Origin of the sequence: Granulicatella elegans (assembly GCF_020735385.1) — a bacterium.
GTDB classification, from domain to species: Bacteria; Bacillota; Bacilli; order Lactobacillales; family Aerococcaceae; genus Granulicatella; species Granulicatella elegans_B.
Map to the genome: position 1 here is coordinate 1,094,521 of NZ_CP085953.1, position 20,719 is coordinate 1,115,239.

Sequence of the window (20,719 nt, forward strand, 5' to 3'; positions counted from 1 at the left end):
GCTATACTATTTAGGAATAGTGAAAAAGGAGTGGAAGAATGGATCATTTTGAACTACATTCTCCCTATCAACCGCAGGGAGATCAACCACAAGCGATTAAAGAATTAGTCTCTGGAATTTTAGAGGGAAAACATGAACAAACCTTATTAGGAGCAACTGGGACGGGGAAAACTTTTACGATTGCTAATGTTATTAAAGAAGTGAATAAGCCAACGTTAGTATTAGCACACAACAAAACATTAGCAGGGCAGTTGTATGGAGAATTAAAAGAATTCTTCCCGAATAATGCTGTAGAATATTTTGTATCTTATTATGATTATTACCAACCTGAAGCCTATGTTCCTTCTAGCGATACATATATTGAAAAAGAATCTAGCGTCAATGATGAAATTGATAAATTACGCCACTCTGCAACAAGTGCTTTGCTTGAAAGAAGAGATGTTATTGTTGTGGCTTCTGTTTCATGCATTTATGGATTAGTAAATCCTGAAAATTATAGAGAGCATGTCTTATCTTTACGAGAAGGAATGGAAGTCGAACGGAATCAGTTACTCACTCGGTTAGTAGAAATGCAATTTGAGCGAAATGATATTGATTTTCGAAGAGGTAGTTTTCGTGTAAGAGGAGACATTGTAGATATTTTCCCTCCAGGTCATGATTCTTCTGCCATTCGTGTGGAATTTTTTGGTGATGAAATTGAAGCGTTAAAAGAAATTGATGTTTTAACAGGAGAAGTAAAAGCTACCGTTGAACATGTTCCTATTTTCCCAGCCACCCACTTTGTATCGAATGAAGATGAAATTAGTCGAGCAGTTTCTACGATTAAAGCAGAATTGAAAGAACGCTTAGAAGAATTAAGAGAAAATCACCAATTATTAGAAGCACAACGATTAGAACAACGAACAAATTATGATATTGAGATGTTACTAGAAATGGGCTATTGTAATGGCATTGAAAATTATTCAAGACATATGGACGGAAGAAAACCAGGTGAAGCACCGTATACTTTATTAGACTTCTTCCCTGAAGATTCCTTATATGTTGTTGACGAATCTCACATTACAATGTCACAAATTAGAGGAATGTTTAATGGAGACCGAGCTCGTAAAGAACAGTTAATTCAATATGGATTCCGATTACCGAGTGCTTTGGATAATCGACCATTACGATTTGAAGAGTTTGAAGAAAGAATTCCACAAATGATTTATGTTTCTGCAACTCCAGGGCCTTATGAAATGGCTCATACTCCAACTGTTACCGAACAAATTATCCGACCAACAGGATTACTGGATCCATTAATTGAAGTTCGACCTATTAATGGACAAATTGATGACTTAATCCGTGAAATTCATGACCGAATTGAAAAGAATGAACGAGTATTTATTACGACATTAACGAAGAAAATGTCAGAAGATTTAACCGATTACTTAAAAGAAGTCGGCATTCGTGTGAAATATCTTCATAGTGATATTAAAACATTAGAAAGAACAGAAATTATTCGAAATTTACGTCTAGGTGAATTTGATGTATTAGTCGGTATTAACTTATTAAGAGAAGGGTTAGATGTGCCGGAAGTATCCCTTGTTGCCATTTTAGACGCGGATAAGGAAGGATTTTTAAGAAGTGAACGTTCCTTAGTTCAAACAATTGGACGTGCCGCAAGAAATGCGAACGGACAAGTGATTATGTATGCTGATAAAATTACGGATTCTATGAAATATGCCATTGATGAAACAAATCGTCGTAGAAGTATTCAAGAAGCTTATAATAAAGAACATGGAATTATACCAAAAACGATTCATAAAAATATTCGTGATTTAATTGCGATTACTCATGCAGTTGAAAAAGAAGAAACACCTAAGACTGATTTCAAACAAATGACTACTCAACAAAGAAGAGAAGCTATTGAAGTGATGGAATTAGAAATGCGTGCTGCAGCTAAAGACTTGAACTTTGAAAAAGCCGCCCAACTTAGAGATATGATATTAGAGCTTCGAGCGCAATATAAACTATAGGGAAAAGGATCAAAGAGAAGATTAATTATGGTAAATATTGCAATTGTAGGTACAAAAATGATTCAAGAGACTCGTAAAATTTTAGGGTTAGAAGAATCAGTGGTAGTTACTGCAACTTGTGTGTGTGCCTGTTATGAATTCACATTCAGTAGAGAACAATGTCACTTTTGAAAAAGATACGATTCCGGAAGAAATTCGTGAAATGTTATCGAAAGCTTCTGGTGTTGTAGTAGTGGATAATTCTGCTAATAATGAATATCCAACGCCTTTAATGACAACTGGTCATGATGAAGTGTTTGTTGGACGAATTCCTCGTGATATTTCTCAACTGAATAGTTTCCATATTTGGTGTTTTGGGGATAATATTCGTAAAGGAGCAGCAAGTAATGCAGTACAAATTGCGGAGTTAATTGAACAAAATGAACTACGTAGAAAATGACTTTTCTACTTTTGGCGTGTTGTAATGAGGGTGCGTATGAGAGTATGACTTTTCTGTGGTAGCACTAGGACGAAAGCAGCCTCGCATTCGTGAGTCTTGTGTTACGATGAAAAGTCATTTTTTGTATCTTCATTTGCAATTTTATTTGAGTTTGTTACAATTTAATTGGGAAATTTTTGAATAAGGAGTAAGTTTTTGAAGTCATTATGGAAATATGCTAGTTATTATAAAAAAGAAAGTTTGCTAGCACCGTTATTTAAATTGTTAGAAGCTAGTTTTGAATTATTTGTGCCATTAGTGATGGCGCAATTAATGGATGTTGGAATTGCTCAAAATCGACCGTCCTATATTTTAACGATGTGTGGGTTGCTCATTCTTCTTGCGGTGATTGGTCTAGTCGTTTCGATTACTGCACAGTATTTTGCTGCTAAATCTGCGACTGGCTTTGCTAAGAAATTACGTTATGCTTTATTAGAAAAAATTACAACATTAGATTTTTCAACCATTGATCAACTTGGAACGGATTCACTCATTACAAAAATGACAAGTGATATTCAACAAGTTCAAACAGGTTGGAATTTATTTTTACGCTTATTACTTCGCTCACCGTTTGTAGTTTTAGGGGCAATGATAATGGCGTTTATTGTAAATGTTCAAGCAGCTTGGGTATTTGTTGTGACAATTCCTGTTTTAGCCATCATTATTTATACGATTTTATTGAAAACGATTCCCCTATTTACAAAAGTACAAGAAGGAATGGATCGTATTACTCAAAAAACAATGGAGAATTTAACAGGAGTGAGAGTTCTTCGGGCTTTTAATCGAGTAGAAATGGAACAAAATACTTTTCAAGTTGAAACAAATGCATTAGCGAATCAGCAAAAATTCGTCAGTTATCTATCGAGTTTAACGAATCCAATGACGATGTTGATGATTAATATTGCGATTATTGTGTTATTACAATTAGGAGCTGTGCAAATTGATTCAGGAATCTTAACAAAGGGACAAGTCATTGCGTTAGTAAATTATATGTCTCAAATATTATTAGAGTTAATCAAATTAGCAAATTTAACCATTCAAGTAACACGTTCCATTGCAAGTGCGAAGAGAATTGAAGCAATATTGACAATTGAACAAACGGATGAGGTTGCAAAAGAGTTGGATAGCTTATCTTCAAAAGAAGAGACAGAAATTGTACTTTCATTTGAAAATGTTTCTTTGAAATATGAAGGAGATAGTCATGAAGTGCTAGAAAACTTAACTTTTTCTCTGAAAAAAGGGGAAACTTTAGGTATTATTGGGGGGACAGGAAGTGGGAAAACTTCACTGATTTCATTGATTCCTAAATTTTATCGACCAACAAGTGGAACGATTCGTATGAATGGGCAAACCCTAGAAACTATTCCAACAGAAGAATTAAGACAAAAAATAGGGATTGTTCCACAAAAGGCAGCTTTATTTAGAGGAACGATTGCTGAAAATTTAAGATGGGGAAAATTAGATGCTACAATTCAAGAATTATATGAAGCATTAGAAATTGCCCAAGCAAGAGAATTAGTTGAACAAAAACCAAATCAATTAGAGTATGTATTGGAACAAGAAGGAAGAAATCTATCTGGTGGACAAAAGCAACGCTTGACGATTGCTCGGGCAATCGTTAGAAAGCCAGAGGTTTTAATATTAGATGATAGTTTTTCGGCTTTAGATTATGCAACAGATGCAGCATTAAGAAAAGCCATTGCAAAAGCTCCATTTCAACCAACAACAATCATTGTCTCTCAAAGAGCGGCTTCAGTGATGCAAGCTCATCAAATTATTGTGATGGAAAAAGGAAAAATCGTAGGAATTGGAACTCATGAAGAGTTACTAGAAACAAATGCGATTTATCAAGAAATAACTGCCTCACAATTTCAGAAGGAGGAACAGCCTCATGGAGCATGAAAAAAGGGAAGTGTATAAAAAATTATTTCCGTATTTAAAACCATATGGTTTTCTTTTACTATTTTCTCTATTGTTAGCAATGGTGAGTGTGTTATCTAGTGTATGGATTCCAAAAGTCATCGGTCAAACAATTGATGCGATGATAGGAGTTGGAGAAGTACAATTTTCTATTGTCACCAATGGCTTATTATGGATTTTAGTGCTATCATTAATCAGTATGGTGAGTCAATATGTGATGAGTTTGTGTCATAATCATATTGCTTATGGCATGGTGAAATCATTGAGAGATGATGTTTTTATTCATTTATCTAAAATGCCTCTGAGTTATTTAGATATCAAAGCACATGGTTCTCTTCAAAGTATTGTAATCTCGGATACGGAGCAAATGGCAGATGGACTATTGCTAGGATTTTCTCAATTATTTACAGGAATCTTAACAATTATCAGTACATTATTTTGGATGTTTAGTATTCAACTGACAATGACAGTAGTTGTCCTTCTTTTAACGCCTATTTCATTTGTTGTTGCATCCTTTATTGCTAAAAAAACTTATCATTTATTTCATGATCAATCCATATTAAGAGCTGAACAAACAGCTTTTACTCATGAAACGATTACTGGGATAAAAGTAGTTCAAGCCTATAGTCAAGAAGAAAAGGTGTTAGAAACTTTTGATGAGATAAACGAAAATTTAGCAGAACGTTCATTAAAAGCTATTTTCTACTCTTCTATTACGAATCCAGCGACTCGTTTTGTGAACAGTTTAGTGTATACGGTAGTAGGATTAGTTGGAGCATTTTTTGTATTGAACTCTCAATTAAGTATTGGGCAATTAGCAGCATTTTTAACGTATGCGAATCAGTATACAAAACCTTTTAATGAAATTTCAGGTGTGATGACTGAGTTTCAAAATTCAATTGCTTGTGCAAGTCGTGTATTTGAATTGATGGAAGATCCTATTGAAATGGAAGAAGGGAAAGAAATCCAATTACCAGAAAGAATTAAAGGGGAAGTCTTATTTAAACAGGTGTCATTTTCTTATCAAAAAGATCAATCATTAATCGAGAATTTTTCTTTAGAGGTAAAACCGGGAGAAAAAATTGCGATTGTAGGACCAACTGGAAGTGGAAAGAGTACACTGATTAATTTATTAATGAGATTTTATGAAGTCGATAAAGGAAATATTATAATTGATGGCATCTCCATAAAAGACATGAGTAGGCAGCAACTCAGACAATTATTTGGAATGGTTTTACAAGAAACATGGTTGCAATCGGGGACAATTCGAGAAAATTTATTATTAGGAAATCCCAATGCAACAGAAGAAGAAATTCAACAAGTATTAATCCAATGCCAATTAGATAAAATGATTGAAAAGCTACCACAAGGATTAGAAACACCTCTTCATCGACAAGGGGAAGACTTCTCACAAGGACAGCGACAACTCTTGTCCATTGCTCGAGTCATGCTAAGTCAACCATCGATGCTTATTCTTGATGAAGCAACTTCTTCTATTGATACAAGAACAGAGTTGAAAATTCAACAAGCTTTCCAAACATTGATGGAAGGGAAAACAAGTTTCATTGTGGCTCATAGATTGTCAACGATTCAAAATGCAGATAAAATATTAGTGCTGAAAGATGGACAAGTGATAGAACAAGGAACACATGAAGAACTGATTGCAAAGCAAGGGTTCTACGAACATCTTTATCAAAGCCAATGGATGAATGAGTAAGAGTTTAAAAAGACTTTTCTTCAGTAGCATACATGTCGTAAGCTACGAGGAAAAGTCTTTTGATTTTTGTTTGAGAGAAATGATTAAGCTTGGAATTCTTCTAAAGCTAAGCTAGCTTCTTCCCACTCCATCATTACTTCTTCTAATAATTCATTTAAGGTTTGTAAAGTTTGTTGAAGTTCACTAGAACGAGTAGGATTCGTATAAACTTCTTCTAATGTTAATTCTTCGTGAATGGAAGAAATTTCTTGTTCGATTTGATGAAGTTTTTCTTCTAGTTGTTCCACTTGTCTTGCTAAAGTACGAAGTTGTTTTTGTTCTTCTTTTGAGCTTAAGTAATTTTTCTTTGTATCGGTTAAAGCTACTTCTGCTTGAACGACAGGAGTGGTTTCTTCTTGTTTTAAGGCTTCAAGCTCTTGTTTCTTTTCAATATAGTAATCATAATCTCCTAAATATAAGGTACTTCCTTCAGGAGTGATTTCTAAAATAGAAGTTGCCACTTGATTAATGAAATAACGGTCGTGTGAAACAAAGCAAATTGTTCCATCATATTCAATAAGAGCTTGTTCAAGAACTTCCTTACTATCGATATCTAAGTGATTCGTAGGTTCGTCGAGTAATAAGAAATTATCATGTTCTAATGAAAGTTTTGCTAAAGCAAGTCTTGCTTTTTCTCCCCCACTTAATTGAGCAGTGGATTTTTCTACATCTTTTCCTGAAAATAGGAAACTTCCTAAAATGGTACGAATATCTTTTTCGGGCATCGTCGTATGTCGGCTCCAGAGCTCTTCTAAAACAGTTGTTTTAGAGTTTAGTCCACTTAAATTTTGATCATAGTAACCGACTTGAACATTAGCCCCGAATGAACTTTCTCCAGCAATCCATGGAATTTCTTGTGTTAGAGATTTTAATAAAGTTGATTTTCCAATTCCGTTTGGACCAACAATCGCAACGGCTTCTTGTTTGCGGATATTTAAATTGATTGGACCTGATAGCTTTTGTCCGTCATATCCAATAAAAGCATCTTGCACAATTAAAACTTGATTTCCAGGTTCTTTTTGCACAGAAAATGAAAAACGAGCAGATCTAGAGTCGGACTGAGGTTTTTCGATTCGTTCCATTTTTTCTAATTGTTTTCTACGGGATTGAGCTCGTTTCGTAGTAGAGGCACGAACAATATTTTTCGCAACAAATTCTTCTAATTTTTGAATTTTCTCTTGTTGTTTTTCATAAGCTTTCTGTTGTAGTAAGAAACGATTTTCACGTTCAGTGACATAGTATGAATAATTGCCTTTATAATAATCGCAAGTGTGATGATGAATTTCATATACTTCTTGACAGACTTTATCTAAAAAGTATTGGTCATGGCTGACAATAAGTAGTGACACAGGTGAAGATTTTAAATAATCTTCTAACCATGTTAATGTTTCAATATCTAAATGGTTGGTAGGTTCGTCTAAAATTAAGACATCATGTTTTTCTAATAAAATTTTAGCTAAGGCTAGACGAGTTCTTTGCCCGCCGGATAATTGTTGAATAGGTTTATCATAGTCTTCTGGATAAAATTGGAATCCATGTAAGACAGAGCGAATTTCACCTTCATAGCCATAAGCATTCATTTTATTTAATTGTTCTTGTAAATCATCGTAACGTGTTAATGTTTGTTGGTAGAGAGATTCATTGGCTAATACGTCTGGATTTCCTAATTTATCAGCTATTAAAAGAGCTTCCTTTTTTAAAGTTTCAATGCCTTTAAATAATTCAATCATTTCTTCCCAAATTGTATTTTCAGAATCTACGGAAGCATATTGATCTAAGTAACCGATGGAAAGGTCTTTTTTCTTACTGACCATTCCTAAACTAGGTTCTTCGATTCCTGCCAAAATTTTTAATAATGTTGATTTTCCGGTTCCGTTTCTTCCCACTAATGCAATACGAGAACGTTCTTGGACTTCAAGGGAAATATTTTCAAATAGTACATCAGGACCAAAATGTCTAGCTAGCCCTTGACCTTGTAATAAAATCATGTCATAATCCTCTTTCTATGCAGTTTCAAATTTATTCTATCATACAAGTGAAGAGGACAAAAGTTTTTACTATTTATTTATTAATTGTAAGAATGAGAAAAAATCACAATATTGTTTAGTTAAGAAAATTACAAGATATATGTAGAATAAAATTTACAAATGCAATAATTTATGTGAAAACAAGCATATTGCTTGTGAAAAATATGAAACTTATGCTAGAATGTTTATGAAATTTGATACAAAGGAGATTGAAAAATGAAAAAAGTTGAAATTCCAAAAGCTACCGCAAAGCGCTTGGCAATTTATCATCGTTATTTAAGATTTTTACATGATGCAGGGAAACGTCGTATTTCTTCAACAGAATTAAGTGAAGCAGTAAAAGTTGATAGTGCAACAATTCGTCGTGACTTCTCTTATTTTGGAGCGTTAGGGAAACGTGGTTATGGTTATGATGTGGAGTATTTATTAGATTTCTTTAGTCAACAATTAAATCATGATCGTTTAACAAATGTTGCTTTAGTTGGAGTAGGTAATTTAGGGCAAGCTTTATTAAATTATAATTTCCATCAAAGTAATCATGTAAGAATTAGTGCTGCGTTTGAAGTGGACGAAAGTATGGTAGGGAAAATTGTGAGTGGAGTTCCAGTTTATTCTATGAATGATTTAGTAGAACAACTTCGTGTACAACAAATTCAAGTGGCAATTTTAACAGTTCCTCAAGAAGTTGCTCAAGAAACTGCTAATTTATTAATCGAAGCTGATGTTCGTGGTATTTTAAACTTTACACCGCTTCGTTTAACTGCACCGGATCATATTCGTGTTCAAAATGTTGACTTAACAAACGAATTGCAAACGTTGATTTATTTCTTAGACAATAACAATATTCATTAATCGTAAAAACATCTTGTAAATGTGAGGAGCATTTATGAGATGTTTTTTTGCGTAAATGACTTTATCTATAGTAGCAGAAAGGACGGCAGCAAACCTTCGGTTTCATGCCTAAGAGGCTGGGCAAAAAGTCTCAAAAATAGAAGAAAGCACTATAAAATTCTGAAACAGGATTTTATAGTGCTTTTTAGTCTTATAAATTAAACATAGGAGTCTACCTCTGTTATAATAAGTTTGAATGAAATAAAATAAGAAAGGGTGACTCCTATGTACAAAAATTATACCACACCAACAGATACTTTAGAACTAAATTTTACATTAACCGTCCCTAAAAACCACATTGCTCAATTTATTAATCAGTTTGTAGATTCTATTCCAGATTCTATTATCTTTCCTAATACAACATCAAAAATGGGTAGACCTGCTCATCATCCTCGTATGTTATTAAAAATGATTCTCTTCGCTTATACTCGTTCTACGTATAGTGGTAGAAAAATTGTTCAATTAAATGAAGAAAATATTCCGATGCAGTGGCTTTCTCAACAAACTTATGTCTGTTACCATGTTATTAATAATTTTAGAAGTAATGAACAGTTTTCCTCTATCATTAAAAACATTTTCGTATACTTTACTTTATTACTCCAACACTATCATATTATTGATTCAGATAGTTTATTTATTGATGGTACAAAAGTTCAAGCAGATGCCAATCGTTATTCATTTGTATGGCGTAAAGCTATTGAAAGATATGATGAAGCTTTAAATGAAAAAATTAGTACATTATATGATCAATTAATTCAAAATCAAGTGAATATTGCTTTATCAGAAGAAGAAAAAATTACTGAATATGGTGTTCATGCCATGATTGAAGCTACTAATAACTCTCTAGAACAGTTAGAAGAACTCATTGAAGAAGAACCTAAACATATTGTTGGTGGTTCTAAAAACAAACAGAAAAAACGCTTGTTAAATTCTTTTAAACGTCAACTTGAAAAAGATTTTCTGCCTCGTAAAGAAAAATATACGATAGCTAAGGAAACATTTGATAACCGGAATAGTTATTCTAAAACAGATAACGATGCTACTTTTATGTGTATGAAAGAAGATGCCATGAAAAATCGAGAATTAAAACCTGGCTATAATCTTCAAATCGCAACGAATCATCAATATGTTTTAGGTTTTGATGTATTTCCTAATCCTACAGATATGCGTACTCTTAAACCATTTTTAAATTCATTTAAACTATTAGACAAATTTTCTATTATTATTGCGGATGCTGGATACGGTAGTGAAGAAAACTATCAATTGATTCTTGAAGAGTATGAAAAGACACCTTTGATTCCTTACACAATGTACGAAAAAGAACAAACGAAGAAATTTAAAAATGATCCATCTAATAGACAAAATTGGTATTACAATGAAGAGGAAGATTATTATATTGATCATTTAGGTGTAAAATTTAGTTTTAAATATTATTCAACAAGAAACGATAAGAATGGATTTACTCGTAGATTTAAAGTGTATGAGACAGATTCAATTCAAGAAACAGAAGCATTGGATGAATTAGCGAAAACTCCTACTGGACAACAACGTCAAATCCGTGTAAACCAAGTTTGGGAATCTTATAAAGAAACGATTAAAGAAGCGTTACATAGTGACCGTGGAAGTAGTATATATGCTCAACGAAAAATTGAAGTTGAGCCAGTTTTCGGTCAAATGAAGCGCAATTTTGGCATGCGCAGAACTCATGTTAGAGGTAAAAATGCAGTTCATAATGACATTGGTCTGCTCTTTTTAGGGATGAATTTGCAGAGATTAAGGAAATATATCTTAAATAATATGAATCAAGGGTGGTTTATCCCCCTTGATTTTACTGAATTTATTAAAAAGCACGTCCTAATTTTGATTTCAGTCAAAATCGGGACGTGCTTTCTTCTATTTTTGAGACTTTTTGCCCAGCCTCTTCCAGTATTAGAAGTCGAAGCGACTTCTAATACTGCTGCTACTATGAAAAGTCATTACTTTTGTTATGGAAGGGAGAAACGGTTAGATGAAGAGTGCGAAAGCGGAAATGACTTTGTCTATAGTAGCAAAGAATACGGCAGCAAACTTTCGGTTTCATTGCTAGTGCTACTATGAAAAGGCATATGCTCTTAGAAAACTATTTACTAAAACATTACTTTGGGATATTGTGAACAAGAATACTTGAAAAAGGGAGGAATTGAATATGCTGAGCTTACTAAAATTATTCTAATCGCTTCCAAAGAAAATTTTCTTACTCATTGTTAAAAGAAAGACAAATTAGTTTTATAGAAATTTCCTATCGTATCCCGAAACATCCAAAGGACTATCATAAAATTTATGTGTTAGAAGATGGAAAGCTAAGAGTAACTAAATTGTTGAGAATACTACATTTTCAAAAATTCAAACAAAATAATTGAATTATAAAAGCTAAAAATAGTATGATAGATAAAACATTCTTTATTAAAAAGTGAAGAGTATTTTCAGGAGGAAGTACATGAATCAATATACGAAATATATTTTAAAACGGATTTTCTACATGATTGTTACATTGTTTTTAATTGCGACAATTACGTTTTTCTTAATGAAATTATTACCAGGTTCTCCATATGCGAATGAAGAAAATTTGACAGATGCTCAATTACAAATTATGAATGCAAAATATGGGTTGGATAAACCTGTTTGGATGCAATATTTAATTTATTTAGGTGGTTTAGTCCGATTAGATTTAGGAATGTCTTTCCAATATAATTCAACGGTCTTAAATTTATTGTCTAGCCGTGTAGGTCCATCGTTTCAAATTGGGCTACAAGCATTGATTTTCGGTATAGGAATGGGAACATTGCTTGGATTAGTGGCAGCGATGAAACAAAATACAATTGTGGATACTGGAGCAACGTTCTTTGCGATTATTGGACGTTCAGTGCCAAGTTTTGTATTTGCGGTTGTTTTACAATTAGTATTCGGTGTTATTTTTCCGATTTTGCCAATTGCATTATGGAATCAAGGATTTATTTCTTCGATTTTACCGACTATAGCATTATCCATTTCTCCAGTAGCGGATTCTGCTCGTTTTATTCGTACGGAAATGGTTGAAGTGTTACAGTCTGATTATATGGAATTAGCACGTGCCAAAGGTTTGAGCCGTATGGAAGTGGTCATGAAGCATGGGGTACGTAATGCATTGATTCCTTTAGTGACAATTGCTGGTCCAATGTTAGTTGGGTTAATGACAGGTTCAATGGTCATTGAAAATATTTTTGCTATTCCTGGCATTGGGGAGCAATTTGTTAAATCGATTTTAACAAATGATTATCCAACGATTATGGGTGTGACAATGATGTATTCATTTTTACTTGTTGTAACCATTTTAATTGTGGATTTATTATATGGATTTATTGATCCTAGAATTCGTTTAACACAAGGAGGAGAAGCTTCATAATGACAGAAAAAGTAGCATTTAAACGTGTAGCATTGTCTTTTGAACAAGTGGAAAACATTTCACTTCCTCCTCAAAGTTTTTTACAAGATGCATGGAGACGATTGAAAAAAAATAAGGGAGCTGTTGTATCGTTAGGGATTGTAGTTCTCTTTATCATTCTTGCTTTATTGGCGCCTTTTATTAGTCCACATGATCCATTGGAACAAAATGTTCAATTTGCGAATTTGCCAGCAAAAATTCCTGGTATTTTTAAAGGGATGAGAGCAGGAGTAGATGCGTATGCTCAAGCAGGAGTTCCTGAAGGGACTTATTACTATTTAGGAACAGATGGTTTAGGAAGAGATTTATTATCTCGAATTTTATACGGAACAAGATTATCATTATTAATTGCCTTTGCTGCTGCAATGTTTGATTTAACAGTAGGAGTATTATATGGGTTAATTTCTGGTTGGTTTGGTGGTCGTGTAGACACAGTGATGCAACGTATTTTAGAAATTATGACCGCTATTCCAAACTTAGTCATCTTAGTGTTACTGCTGTTATTTTTACAACCAGGTGTTGGTACGATTATTTTAGCTATTGGGGTTACGAGTTGGTTAACAATGGCTCGAGTTGTTCGTGCGCAAACATTAAAATTAAAAAATTTAGAATATATATTAGCGTCTAAATCATTAGGACAAAGTTTTTGGAAAATTGCGTTGAAACACCTTTTACCAAATATTGCTGGAATTATTATTATTCAAACGATGTTTTCAATTCCTTCAGCGATTTTCTTTGAAGCATTTTTAAGTTTCTTAGGAATTGGGGTTCCAGTACCAAATGCCTCATTAGGTTCGCTCATTAATGATGGGTATAAAACATTTAGATTTTTACCGCATTTAATGTGGTTCCCGGCAATTGTATTATGTATTTTAATGATTAGTTTTAATTTATTAGCAGATGGATTAAGAGATGCTTTTGATCCAAAAATGAAAGAATAGGAGAAATGTATGAGTGAAACAATTTTAAGTGTAAAAAATTTACAAGTATCCTTTCAAACATTTGATGGAAAAGTTCAAGCAGTTCGAGGGATAGATTTTGACTTGAAAAAAGGAGAAACTTTAGCGATTGTTGGTGAGTCTGGTTCAGGGAAATCTGTTACGACTAGATCCATTATGCAATTATTATCTGCCAATGCTTTCATTGAAAACGGAGAAATTATTTTTGAACAGGAAAATATTTTAGAAAAATCAGAATCTGAAATGCAACAAATTCGTGGGAAGAAAATTGCGATGATTTTCCAAGACCCAATGACTTCATTAGATCCAACGATGAAAGTTGGTATGCAAGTGGCGGAATCGATGATCAAGCATTTAAAATTATCGAAAAAAGAAGCCTTGCAACAAGCTGTTCAATTATTAGAACAAGTTGGAATTCCAAATGCAGAAAAAAGAGTGAATAATTATCCGCATCAATTTTCTGGTGGACAAAGACAAAGAATTGTTATTGCGATTGCATTAGCATGTAACCCAGATATTTTAATTGCAGACGAACCAACGACTGCGTTGGATGTAACGATTCAAGCACAAATTTTAGAATTATTAAAAGAAATTCAACAAAAGTATGGCACTTCTATTATTTTTATTACGCATGATTTAGGAGTTGTAGCTAATGTTGCGGATAGAGTGGCTGTGATGTATGCTGGGAAGATTGTGGAATATGGACTAGTCGATGAAATTTTCTACAATCCAAGACATCCATATACGTGGGGATTATTATGCTCGATGCCTTCTTTAGAAGAAGAAGGATCTTTATATACGATTTCTGGAACACCACCAGATTTATTAAATCCTCCAAAAGGAGATGCATTTGCCTTAAGAAGCGACTATGCATTAGATATTGATTTTGAAGAAATGCCACCAATGTTTGCTGTGTCGAATACACATGCTGCAGCAACATGGTTATTAGATGAACGAGCTCCAAAAGTAGAGCCGCCAGAAGAAATTCAAAAACGCTGGGCACAATTTGAAAGTAGGAGAGTGACAAATGAGTAAACGTAAATTAGTCGAAGTTAAAGGCTTAAAGTGTTACTTTGGTTCTTCTTCGAAACAAGTTGTAAAAGCAGTTGATGATATCAGTTTTGAAATTTTTGAAGGCGAGACTTTCGGTCTTGTTGGAGAATCAGGTTCAGGAAAGTCTACGACAGGTCGTTCCATTTTACGATTAAATGAAGCAACAGACGGACAAATTTTATTCGATGGAAAAGAAATTCCAACAAAGACAAAAGACTTAAAAGATTTTAGAAAACAAGCGCAAATGATTTTCCAAGATCCATACGCTTCTTTAAATGGAAGAATGAAAGTTAGAGATATTATTGCTGAAGGAATGGATATCCATGGTATCGTAAAAACTCGCGCAGAAAGAGATGCAAAAGTAAATGAATTATTGAAAATGGTAGGATTGAATTCAGAACATGCCAATCGTTACCCACATGAGTTTTCTGGTGGGCAACGTCAAAGAATCGGGATTGCAAGAGCTTTAGCAGTAAATCCTCGTTTTATCGTCTGTGATGAGCCGATTTCAGCATTAGATGTATCCATTCAAGCACAAATCGTTAATTTATTAAAACAATTACAAAAAGAACAACAATTAACGTATTTATTTATTGCGCATGATTTATCGATGGTAAAATATATTAGTGATCGAATTGCAGTGATGTATCAAGGGAAAATCGTAGAATTAGGAACTGCTGATGCTGTTTATCATCAACCATTCCATCCGTATACGAAGAGTCTATTGTCAGCAATTCCTTTACCAGATCCTCAATATGAAAGAAATCGTAAAAGAGTGATTTATCAACCAACTGTCCAAAATGAATCAGAAGAAATGTTTGAAATTACTCCAGGACATTTTGTGTTCACTACAAAAGCACAAGCTGAAATTTGGAAAAATAGTTTATCATAATAGGTTAAAAATTAAAGTGCTTTCAAAAGAAATGATAGACAATAAAGCCAAATTTGAGTAAAATAGAGGTACACTGATTAGGAGTGTAGGGAGAAATCGCTTAGACAAGGAGGACAACAAATGTCAGAGCAAGAAGTATTAGACAAAGTAATTCAATTAATTTCGGAACGTTTTAGTGTCGATGTATTAAAAATTACAAGAGATACAACTTTCCAAGAAGACTTAGGTGCTGATTCATTAGATGTTGTTGAATTAGTCATGGAATTAGAAGATACATTCGGAATTCAGATTTCTGATGAAGATGCGGAACAAATTGTTACAATTGGAGATGCTGTAAACTATATTGTTAGTCAACAAGCGTAAGAAAAAAACGAGCCTAAGCTCGTTTTTTGTTTATAAAAATTATCTATAACTATAAAAGGTTATAATTATTGTATATAGATGGGCATAAATTGTTAAAATACGATGAAATATTTATTAGAAATTGCAAGAAACGTTGAAATGGCTTCTAAACTTTGTTAGTATCGAAACATTCATTAGTTTTTTAACTTAGGAGGGGATAATATGAATAACAAGAAATTATATACAGGATTTCTTAGCGTTACTGCTGCATTAGCATTAGCTGCGTGTGGTAACAAACAACAATCTTCTTCATCAGTACAAGCACCTGTTGAAGGCGGATTTAAAACAGAGGTGGTAAACGAAGGTACGCCAATTAGTGGTGGGACACTAAATATGGCACAAGTATCTAACTCACCATTCAAAGGGTTATTTAACCCAATTTTATTTAGTGATTCTAGTGATGGTGCTGTAGTGAGTATGGCTTTTGCAAACTTATTTGACTATGATGCAAACCAAAAAATCGATAGCAGCAAAGGAATGGCAGATTATAAGTTAGATGTTGAAAACAAAACATTTACAATTCACTTGAAAAAAGGCGATTATAAGTGGTCTGATGGAGAACCTTTAACGATCGATGACTATATTTTCACGTATGAAGCAATTAGTCGTCCAGATTATGAAGGCGTACGTTTCTCTGAAGATATTTTAAATGTTGAAGGGGTACAAGAATTTCATGACGGAAAAGCATCATCAATTTCTGGTTTAGAAAAAATTGATGATCAAACTGTTAAACTTCACTTAAAAGAAGTTTATCCAACGTTAGAGTATGGTGGAGAAGCGATCAATACGTTAATGATTCCAAAACATATTTATAAAGATATGACTTATCAAGAAATGATTACATCAGATTACTCTCGTACAAAAGTAGTGGGTAGCGGACCATTCGTTATCAAAAACATCGTACCAGGTGAATCTGTAAGTTTCGAGAAAAATCCTTATTACTATAAAGGTCAACCAAAAATTGACGTGAAATTAGATGTTGTAAGTAGTGAACAAATTGTTTCAGAATTAAAAGCAGGTCACTATGACTATGTAAGTGGAATGCCTTCTGATCAATACGAAACATACAAAGATTTAGATAACATTTCATTATTAGGATTAATGACAAACTCAATTAGCTATACTGGTTTCAATGTTGGACGTTGGGATGCTGCTAAAGGTGAACACGTTTTAGATCCTTCTAAGAAAATGAATGATGTTGCTTTACGTAAAGCAATTGGTTATGCAATCGACAATGATACAGTTGGTAAAGATACTTACCATGGTTTATCAGTTCGTGCGAATACATTATTATCTCCATTCTTCAAAGACTTATATGTAGGTAAAGATGTTGTTCCTGGATTTGAATACAATCCTGAAAAAGCAAAAGAAATCTTGAAAGAGGCTGGCTATAAAGATGTTGATGGCGATGGACTTGTAGAAGATAAAGAAGGAAAACCATTGACAATCACATTATTAGCAGCTAAAGGTAGTGAAACTGCTGAAGCGGTATTACAACAATATATTTCTTGGTGGAAAGAAGTTGGATTAAATGTACAATTATTAACTGGTCGTACATTAGACTTCCAAACTTATGCTGAAAAATTACAAAAATATACTGATGACTTTGATATGTGGATAGGTGGATTCACAATTGGTTATAACCCATCTCCAGATGGATTATATGGACCTAAAGCTGCCTTTAACTTTGGTCACTTTGTAGAACCTAAACATACAGCATTATTAGAACGTATTTCTTCAAATGAAACATTCGATGAAAATCTTAAAAAACAATTATTCTTAGAATGGCAACAATACGTTCAAGAAAACCCATTTGCAATTCCTCGTTTCAATACATTTGAATTAACAGCCGTTAATAAACGTGTGAAGAAAATTAATATCACTCCAGATAAAGGAACTGGATGGGAAGAAGTTGAGTTAGTTTCTGATAAAGCAGTAGTTGCTAAATAATCTTCATCTTGAATGAATTTAATCGTAAGTTAAGTAAACATCCTAAATGGGATGTTTGCTTTTTTTTATTTATCGTCGCAGCGAATTTTTTCGCTGCTTTTTTCGTATATAAAGATTGGAGGTGTGTTATGGAAAATCAAGGTAGAATTCAAGTAAGATTTCAGTCACAAAGAGATTCGTCATTAGAAGAATTGGGTGAAGTGTTGCCTGGATTTCATAAGGAAAGTGGCAAATTCATTTGTAATCGTTGTGGGAATCAAAATAGCGAAGATTTTTCGGTAGGCCCTTGCATTATTTGCAAGAAAAATTGTCATTATTGTTTGAAATGCTTGAATATGGGAAAAGTCAAAGAATGTTGTGTCTTAGTGGCTATTGAGGAACAAACTCCTGCATTTTTACCGCATTCCGTTCAGGTATATTACAAACATACGATGTCAAAAGAACAGGAAAAACTCTCGCAAGAATTAGTAGAAGTAACGGATAAGGAGCATTTAGTATGGGCCGTAACCGGAGCAGGAAAGACAGAAATGATTTTTGAACTAATACGTACAGTATTAGAAAAGGGAGGAAGAGTAGGATTAGCAGCTCCAAGAATTGACGTGTGTAATGAATTGGCTCCCAGAATTAAAGAAGCCTTTCCTTTTGAAGAGGTCATTGTTTTACATGGGTTAACAGATGGGGCGTATAAAAGAACACCAATTATCATTGCAACGACTCATCAGATGCTACGATTTTATCATGCATTTGATGTACTTATTGTAGATGAAGTCGATGCCTTTCCTTATTCTAATAGCGATATGTTGCAATTTGCGGTTCATCGTGCAGTTAAGCCGACAGGAAGGTTAGTCTTTATGACAGCAACTCCTTCAAAGTTAGAATTGTATCAAATTCAACATCAGCAATTGTCGTATTCGTTATTACCTGCAAGATTTCATCGGCATCCCCTTGTTGTACCTCTATTTAAGGAATTAAGAAATTGGGATAGAGCTTTAGAAAAGAAAAAAATTCCGCAAGAGTTGTATAGTTGGATGAAGCAGAGACTAGATGAAAAAACTCCGTTTTTAGTATTTGTATCAACCATTATACAAATTCCAGTAGTAGAAGAAATGATGAGTCGAGCATTTCCGAATGCAAGTTTTTCCAGTGTTTCATCTCAAGAGGAACAGAGACAAGAAAGAATTCAACAAATGAGAGATGGAAAGTTAGATTTTCTCATTACAACGACGATTCTTGAAAGAGGAGTTACTTTTTATGGAATTGATGTAGCGGTAATAGAAGCTCAAGAAGAAATTTTTACAAGGGAAGTTTTAGTACAAATTGCAGGAAGAGTAGGCAGAAGCGTGGATCATCCAGGAGGAGAAGTTGTCTATTTTTATGAAGGAATGAGTCGAGCAATGAAACAAGCTAAAAAAGAAATTGAATCATTGAATGAAGAAGCTAGAAAAAGAGGATTAATAGAAGGTGACTAAAATGCGGTGTGTATGGTGTGGAAATGATGTAACAGCAGAATCAGGAATTAGTTCTTTATTCATGTGGAATTCAAGACCGATTTGTCGGCAGTGTCAAAATTTATTCCACTCATTAGAAAAGGAACCAATTTGTCCGGGATGTGGGCGCTTAATGGAGGAAGCGACACTCTGTTATGACTGTGTTCGTTGGAAAGAGATGGATTCTCATTTTCCCGTGAATCAAGCATTATATGTTTATGATGAACAGGCAAAAGAATTTATGGAACGATATAAATTTGTAGGAGATTGTGCTGTAGCATTTTTAATAAAAAAAGATTTAAAAAGGGTGTTGAAAACATATCTCAAACAAGGATATACAATTTTCCCACTACCAACTTCTAAACAAAGTTTAGAAAAAAGAGAATTTGAATCGGTTGAATACCTTCTAGAACTCTCGAAAATTCCGTATCAGCAAATCTTTTACCATATTGGAAAAGGGAAAAAACAATCGGAAAAAACGAGAGAAGAGAGAATGAAACTCGAACAACCTTTTGTAATAAGAGAAGAGATAAAGTTGCCGGATAAAATTTTACTGTTTGATGATATTTATACAACTGGAAAAACAATTCGACTAGCGGCTAAGTTATTACAGGATAAAGGGGTAGAAGACGTTAAATTGTTTACAGTGTTTCGATAAGGTAAATAAAGGAAAGAATATGTTGTTTAGGAATTCCTAAAGTTTTTTTGAAAACGGTTGTAAAAAATAAGGAAAAGGTTTATAATTAAACCATAGAAAGAAATCAAAAGAAGGGATTCTTAAGAGTGGTCCTTAAGAGATTTCTTCAGTCTGGCAAAGCCAGATGAAAGGGGAGATTATTATGTTCAAATATAATATTCGTGGAGAAAACATTGAAGTTACTGAAGCAATTCGTAATTATGCCGAAAAGAAACTTTCAAAATTAGAAAAATACTTCGGCGATGTTGCTAATGCAACGGTTCATGTTAATTTGAAAGTATATTCTGAAAAAACAGCAAAAGTTGAAGTAACAATTCCTCTTCCTTATTTAGTCTTACGTGCAGAAGAAACTTCTGGAGACCTATATGGTAGTATCGACTTAGTAATCGATAAATTAGAAAGACAAGTTCGTAAATATAAAACAAAAATTAATCGTAAATCTCGTGAAAAAGGATTTGAATTGCTTGTTGCACCTGAAACAGTGGAAGAAGATGAATCTGTATTAGAGATTGTACGTACAAAACGTGTTGATTTAAAACCAATGGATAGTGAAGAAGCTGTTTTACAAATGAATATGTTAGGTCATAACTTCTTTATTTACCAAGATGCAGAAACAAATGAAACGCATATTGTTTATCGTCGTAAAGATGGAAAATATGGTTTAATTGAAACGAATGCATAAAAAACCTTCTTTTTGGGCAGAGTTGGAAAAATTTTTCCAACTCTGTTTTT

General features: G+C 33.5%; 17 protein-coding genes. 16 read left to right on the forward strand and 1 reads right to left on the reverse strand.

The features are described from left to right. The first annotated feature begins 38 nt into the window (after positions 1–38). The 5 genes from uvrB to LK443_RS05490 all read left to right on the forward strand — a co-directional run bounded on the left by uvrB (position 39) and on the right by LK443_RS05490 (position 6,130). Positions 39–2,015, forward strand: a complete 1,977-nt coding sequence (gene uvrB / locus LK443_RS05470; protein WP_227930966.1) for an excinuclease ABC subunit UvrB — start codon at positions 39–41, stop codon at positions 2,013–2,015. A 27-nt stretch (positions 2,016–2,042) separates the two neighbouring features. After that, entirely contained in the window at positions 2,043–2,186 is a 144-nt protein-coding gene (locus tag LK443_RS05475; RefSeq protein WP_227930967.1) for a hypothetical protein, read from the forward strand. Continuing rightward, positions 2,149–2,454, forward strand: a complete 306-nt coding sequence (locus LK443_RS05480) for an Asd/ArgC dimerization domain-containing protein (protein WP_227930968.1) — start codon at positions 2,149–2,151, stop codon at positions 2,452–2,454. Before LK443_RS05475 ends, LK443_RS05480 begins: the two co-directional genes overlap by 38 nt. Before the next feature lie 195 nt (positions 2,455–2,649). Then, complete coding sequence (locus LK443_RS05485) at positions 2,650–4,395, forward strand: ABC transporter ATP-binding protein (RefSeq protein ID WP_227930969.1); 1,746 nt, start codon at positions 2,650–2,652, stop codon at positions 4,393–4,395. Then, positions 4,385–6,130, forward strand: coding sequence for an ABC transporter ATP-binding protein (locus LK443_RS05490; RefSeq protein ID WP_227930970.1), 1,746 nt, complete (start codon positions 4,385–4,387; stop codon positions 6,128–6,130). The genes LK443_RS05485 and LK443_RS05490 overlap by 11 nt, the downstream gene beginning before the upstream one ends. A gap of 83 nt (positions 6,131–6,213) precedes the next feature. On the opposite strand, the gene LK443_RS05495 is transcribed toward LK443_RS05490, so the two are convergent. After that, positions 6,214–8,157 carry an ABC-F family ATP-binding cassette domain-containing protein gene (locus LK443_RS05495; RefSeq protein ID WP_227930971.1) on the reverse strand — a complete coding sequence of 648 codons (1,944 nt, stop codon included), beginning with the start codon at positions 8,155–8,157 and terminating at the stop codon, positions 6,214–6,216. Positions 8,158–8,412: 255 nt separating this feature from the next. On the opposite strand from LK443_RS05495, the gene LK443_RS05500 reads away from it, so the two are divergent. The 11 genes from LK443_RS05500 to hpf all read left to right on the forward strand — a co-directional run bounded on the left by LK443_RS05500 (position 8,413) and on the right by hpf (position 20,669). Beyond that, a complete protein-coding gene (locus tag LK443_RS05500) occupies positions 8,413–9,048 on the forward strand; it encodes a redox-sensing transcriptional repressor Rex (protein WP_227930972.1) in 636 nt (211 codons plus the stop codon). Positions 9,049–9,312: 264 nt separating this feature from the next. Beyond that, a complete protein-coding gene (locus LK443_RS05505) occupies positions 9,313–11,184 on the forward strand; it encodes an IS1182 family transposase (RefSeq protein ID WP_227930973.1) in 1,872 nt (623 codons plus the stop codon). A gap of 379 nt (positions 11,185–11,563) precedes the next feature. Continuing rightward, positions 11,564–12,508, forward strand: a complete 945-nt coding sequence (locus LK443_RS05510) for an ABC transporter permease (protein WP_227930974.1) — start codon at positions 11,564–11,566, stop codon at positions 12,506–12,508. Beyond that, entirely contained in the window at positions 12,508–13,488 is a 981-nt protein-coding gene (locus LK443_RS05515) for an ABC transporter permease (protein WP_227930975.1), read from the forward strand. Before LK443_RS05510 ends, LK443_RS05515 begins: the two co-directional genes overlap by 1 nt. Positions 13,489–13,497: 9 nt before the next feature. Continuing rightward, on the forward strand, positions 13,498–14,541 hold the full coding sequence (locus LK443_RS05520) for an ABC transporter ATP-binding protein (protein WP_227930976.1): 1,044 nt from the start codon (positions 13,498–13,500) through the stop codon (positions 14,539–14,541). After that, on the forward strand, positions 14,534–15,451 hold the full coding sequence (locus LK443_RS05525; RefSeq protein WP_227930977.1) for an ABC transporter ATP-binding protein: 918 nt from the start codon (positions 14,534–14,536) through the stop codon (positions 15,449–15,451). The genes LK443_RS05520 and LK443_RS05525 overlap by 8 nt, the downstream gene beginning before the upstream one ends. Before the next feature lie 120 nt (positions 15,452–15,571). After that, complete coding sequence (gene acpP, locus LK443_RS05530) at positions 15,572–15,814, forward strand: acyl carrier protein (protein ID WP_227930978.1); 243 nt, start codon at positions 15,572–15,574, stop codon at positions 15,812–15,814. 201 nt (positions 15,815–16,015) lie between these two features. Further along, positions 16,016–17,803, forward strand: a complete 1,788-nt coding sequence (locus LK443_RS05535) for an oligopeptide ABC transporter substrate-binding protein (RefSeq protein ID WP_227930979.1) — start codon at positions 16,016–16,018, stop codon at positions 17,801–17,803. A gap of 128 nt (positions 17,804–17,931) precedes the next feature. Continuing rightward, on the forward strand, positions 17,932–19,272 hold the full coding sequence (locus tag LK443_RS05540; protein WP_227930980.1) for a DEAD/DEAH box helicase: 1,341 nt from the start codon (positions 17,932–17,934) through the stop codon (positions 19,270–19,272). A gap of 1 nt (position 19,273) precedes the next feature. Further along, positions 19,274–19,948 carry a ComF family protein gene (locus LK443_RS05545; protein WP_227930981.1) on the forward strand — a complete coding sequence of 225 codons (675 nt, stop codon included), beginning with the start codon at positions 19,274–19,276 and terminating at the stop codon, positions 19,946–19,948. A gap of 181 nt (positions 19,949–20,129) precedes the next feature. Further along, positions 20,130–20,669 (forward strand): ribosome hibernation-promoting factor, HPF/YfiA family, encoded by a 540-nt coding sequence (gene hpf, locus LK443_RS05550; protein WP_227930982.1) that lies wholly within the window; start codon positions 20,130–20,132, stop codon positions 20,667–20,669. Positions 20,670–20,719 lie beyond the last annotated feature (50 nt).

Coding starts and splice junctions, on each gene's coding strand:
- LK443_RS05510 (WP_227930974.1), top strand. CDS start 11,564: ATGAATCAATATACGAAATATATTTTAAAACGGATTTTCTACATGATT.
- uvrB (WP_227930966.1), top strand. CDS start 39: ATGGATCATTTTGAACTACATTCTCCCTATCAACCGCAGGGAGATCAA.
- LK443_RS05540 (WP_227930980.1), top strand. CDS start 17,932: ATGGAAAATCAAGGTAGAATTCAAGTAAGATTTCAGTCACAAAGAGAT.
- LK443_RS05520 (WP_227930976.1), top strand. CDS start 13,498: ATGAGTGAAACAATTTTAAGTGTAAAAAATTTACAAGTATCCTTTCAA.
- LK443_RS05495 (WP_227930971.1), bottom strand. CDS start 8,157: ATGATTTTATTACAAGGTCAAGGGCTAGCTAGACATTTTGGTCCTGAT.
- LK443_RS05535 (WP_227930979.1), top strand. CDS start 16,016: ATGAATAACAAGAAATTATATACAGGATTTCTTAGCGTTACTGCTGCA.
- LK443_RS05480 (WP_227930968.1), top strand. CDS start 2,149: ATGAATTCACATTCAGTAGAGAACAATGTCACTTTTGAAAAAGATACG.
- acpP (WP_227930978.1), top strand. CDS start 15,572: ATGTCAGAGCAAGAAGTATTAGACAAAGTAATTCAATTAATTTCGGAA.
- LK443_RS05505 (WP_227930973.1), top strand. CDS start 9,313: ATGTACAAAAATTATACCACACCAACAGATACTTTAGAACTAAATTTT.
- LK443_RS05525 (WP_227930977.1), top strand. CDS start 14,534: ATGAGTAAACGTAAATTAGTCGAAGTTAAAGGCTTAAAGTGTTACTTT.
- LK443_RS05475 (WP_227930967.1), top strand. CDS start 2,043: ATGGTAAATATTGCAATTGTAGGTACAAAAATGATTCAAGAGACTCGT.
- hpf (WP_227930982.1), top strand. CDS start 20,130: ATGTTCAAATATAATATTCGTGGAGAAAACATTGAAGTTACTGAAGCA.
- LK443_RS05545 (WP_227930981.1), top strand. CDS start 19,274: ATGCGGTGTGTATGGTGTGGAAATGATGTAACAGCAGAATCAGGAATT.
- LK443_RS05490 (WP_227930970.1), top strand. CDS start 4,385: ATGGAGCATGAAAAAAGGGAAGTGTATAAAAAATTATTTCCGTATTTA.
- LK443_RS05515 (WP_227930975.1), top strand. CDS start 12,508: ATGACAGAAAAAGTAGCATTTAAACGTGTAGCATTGTCTTTTGAACAA.
- LK443_RS05500 (WP_227930972.1), top strand. CDS start 8,413: ATGAAAAAAGTTGAAATTCCAAAAGCTACCGCAAAGCGCTTGGCAATT.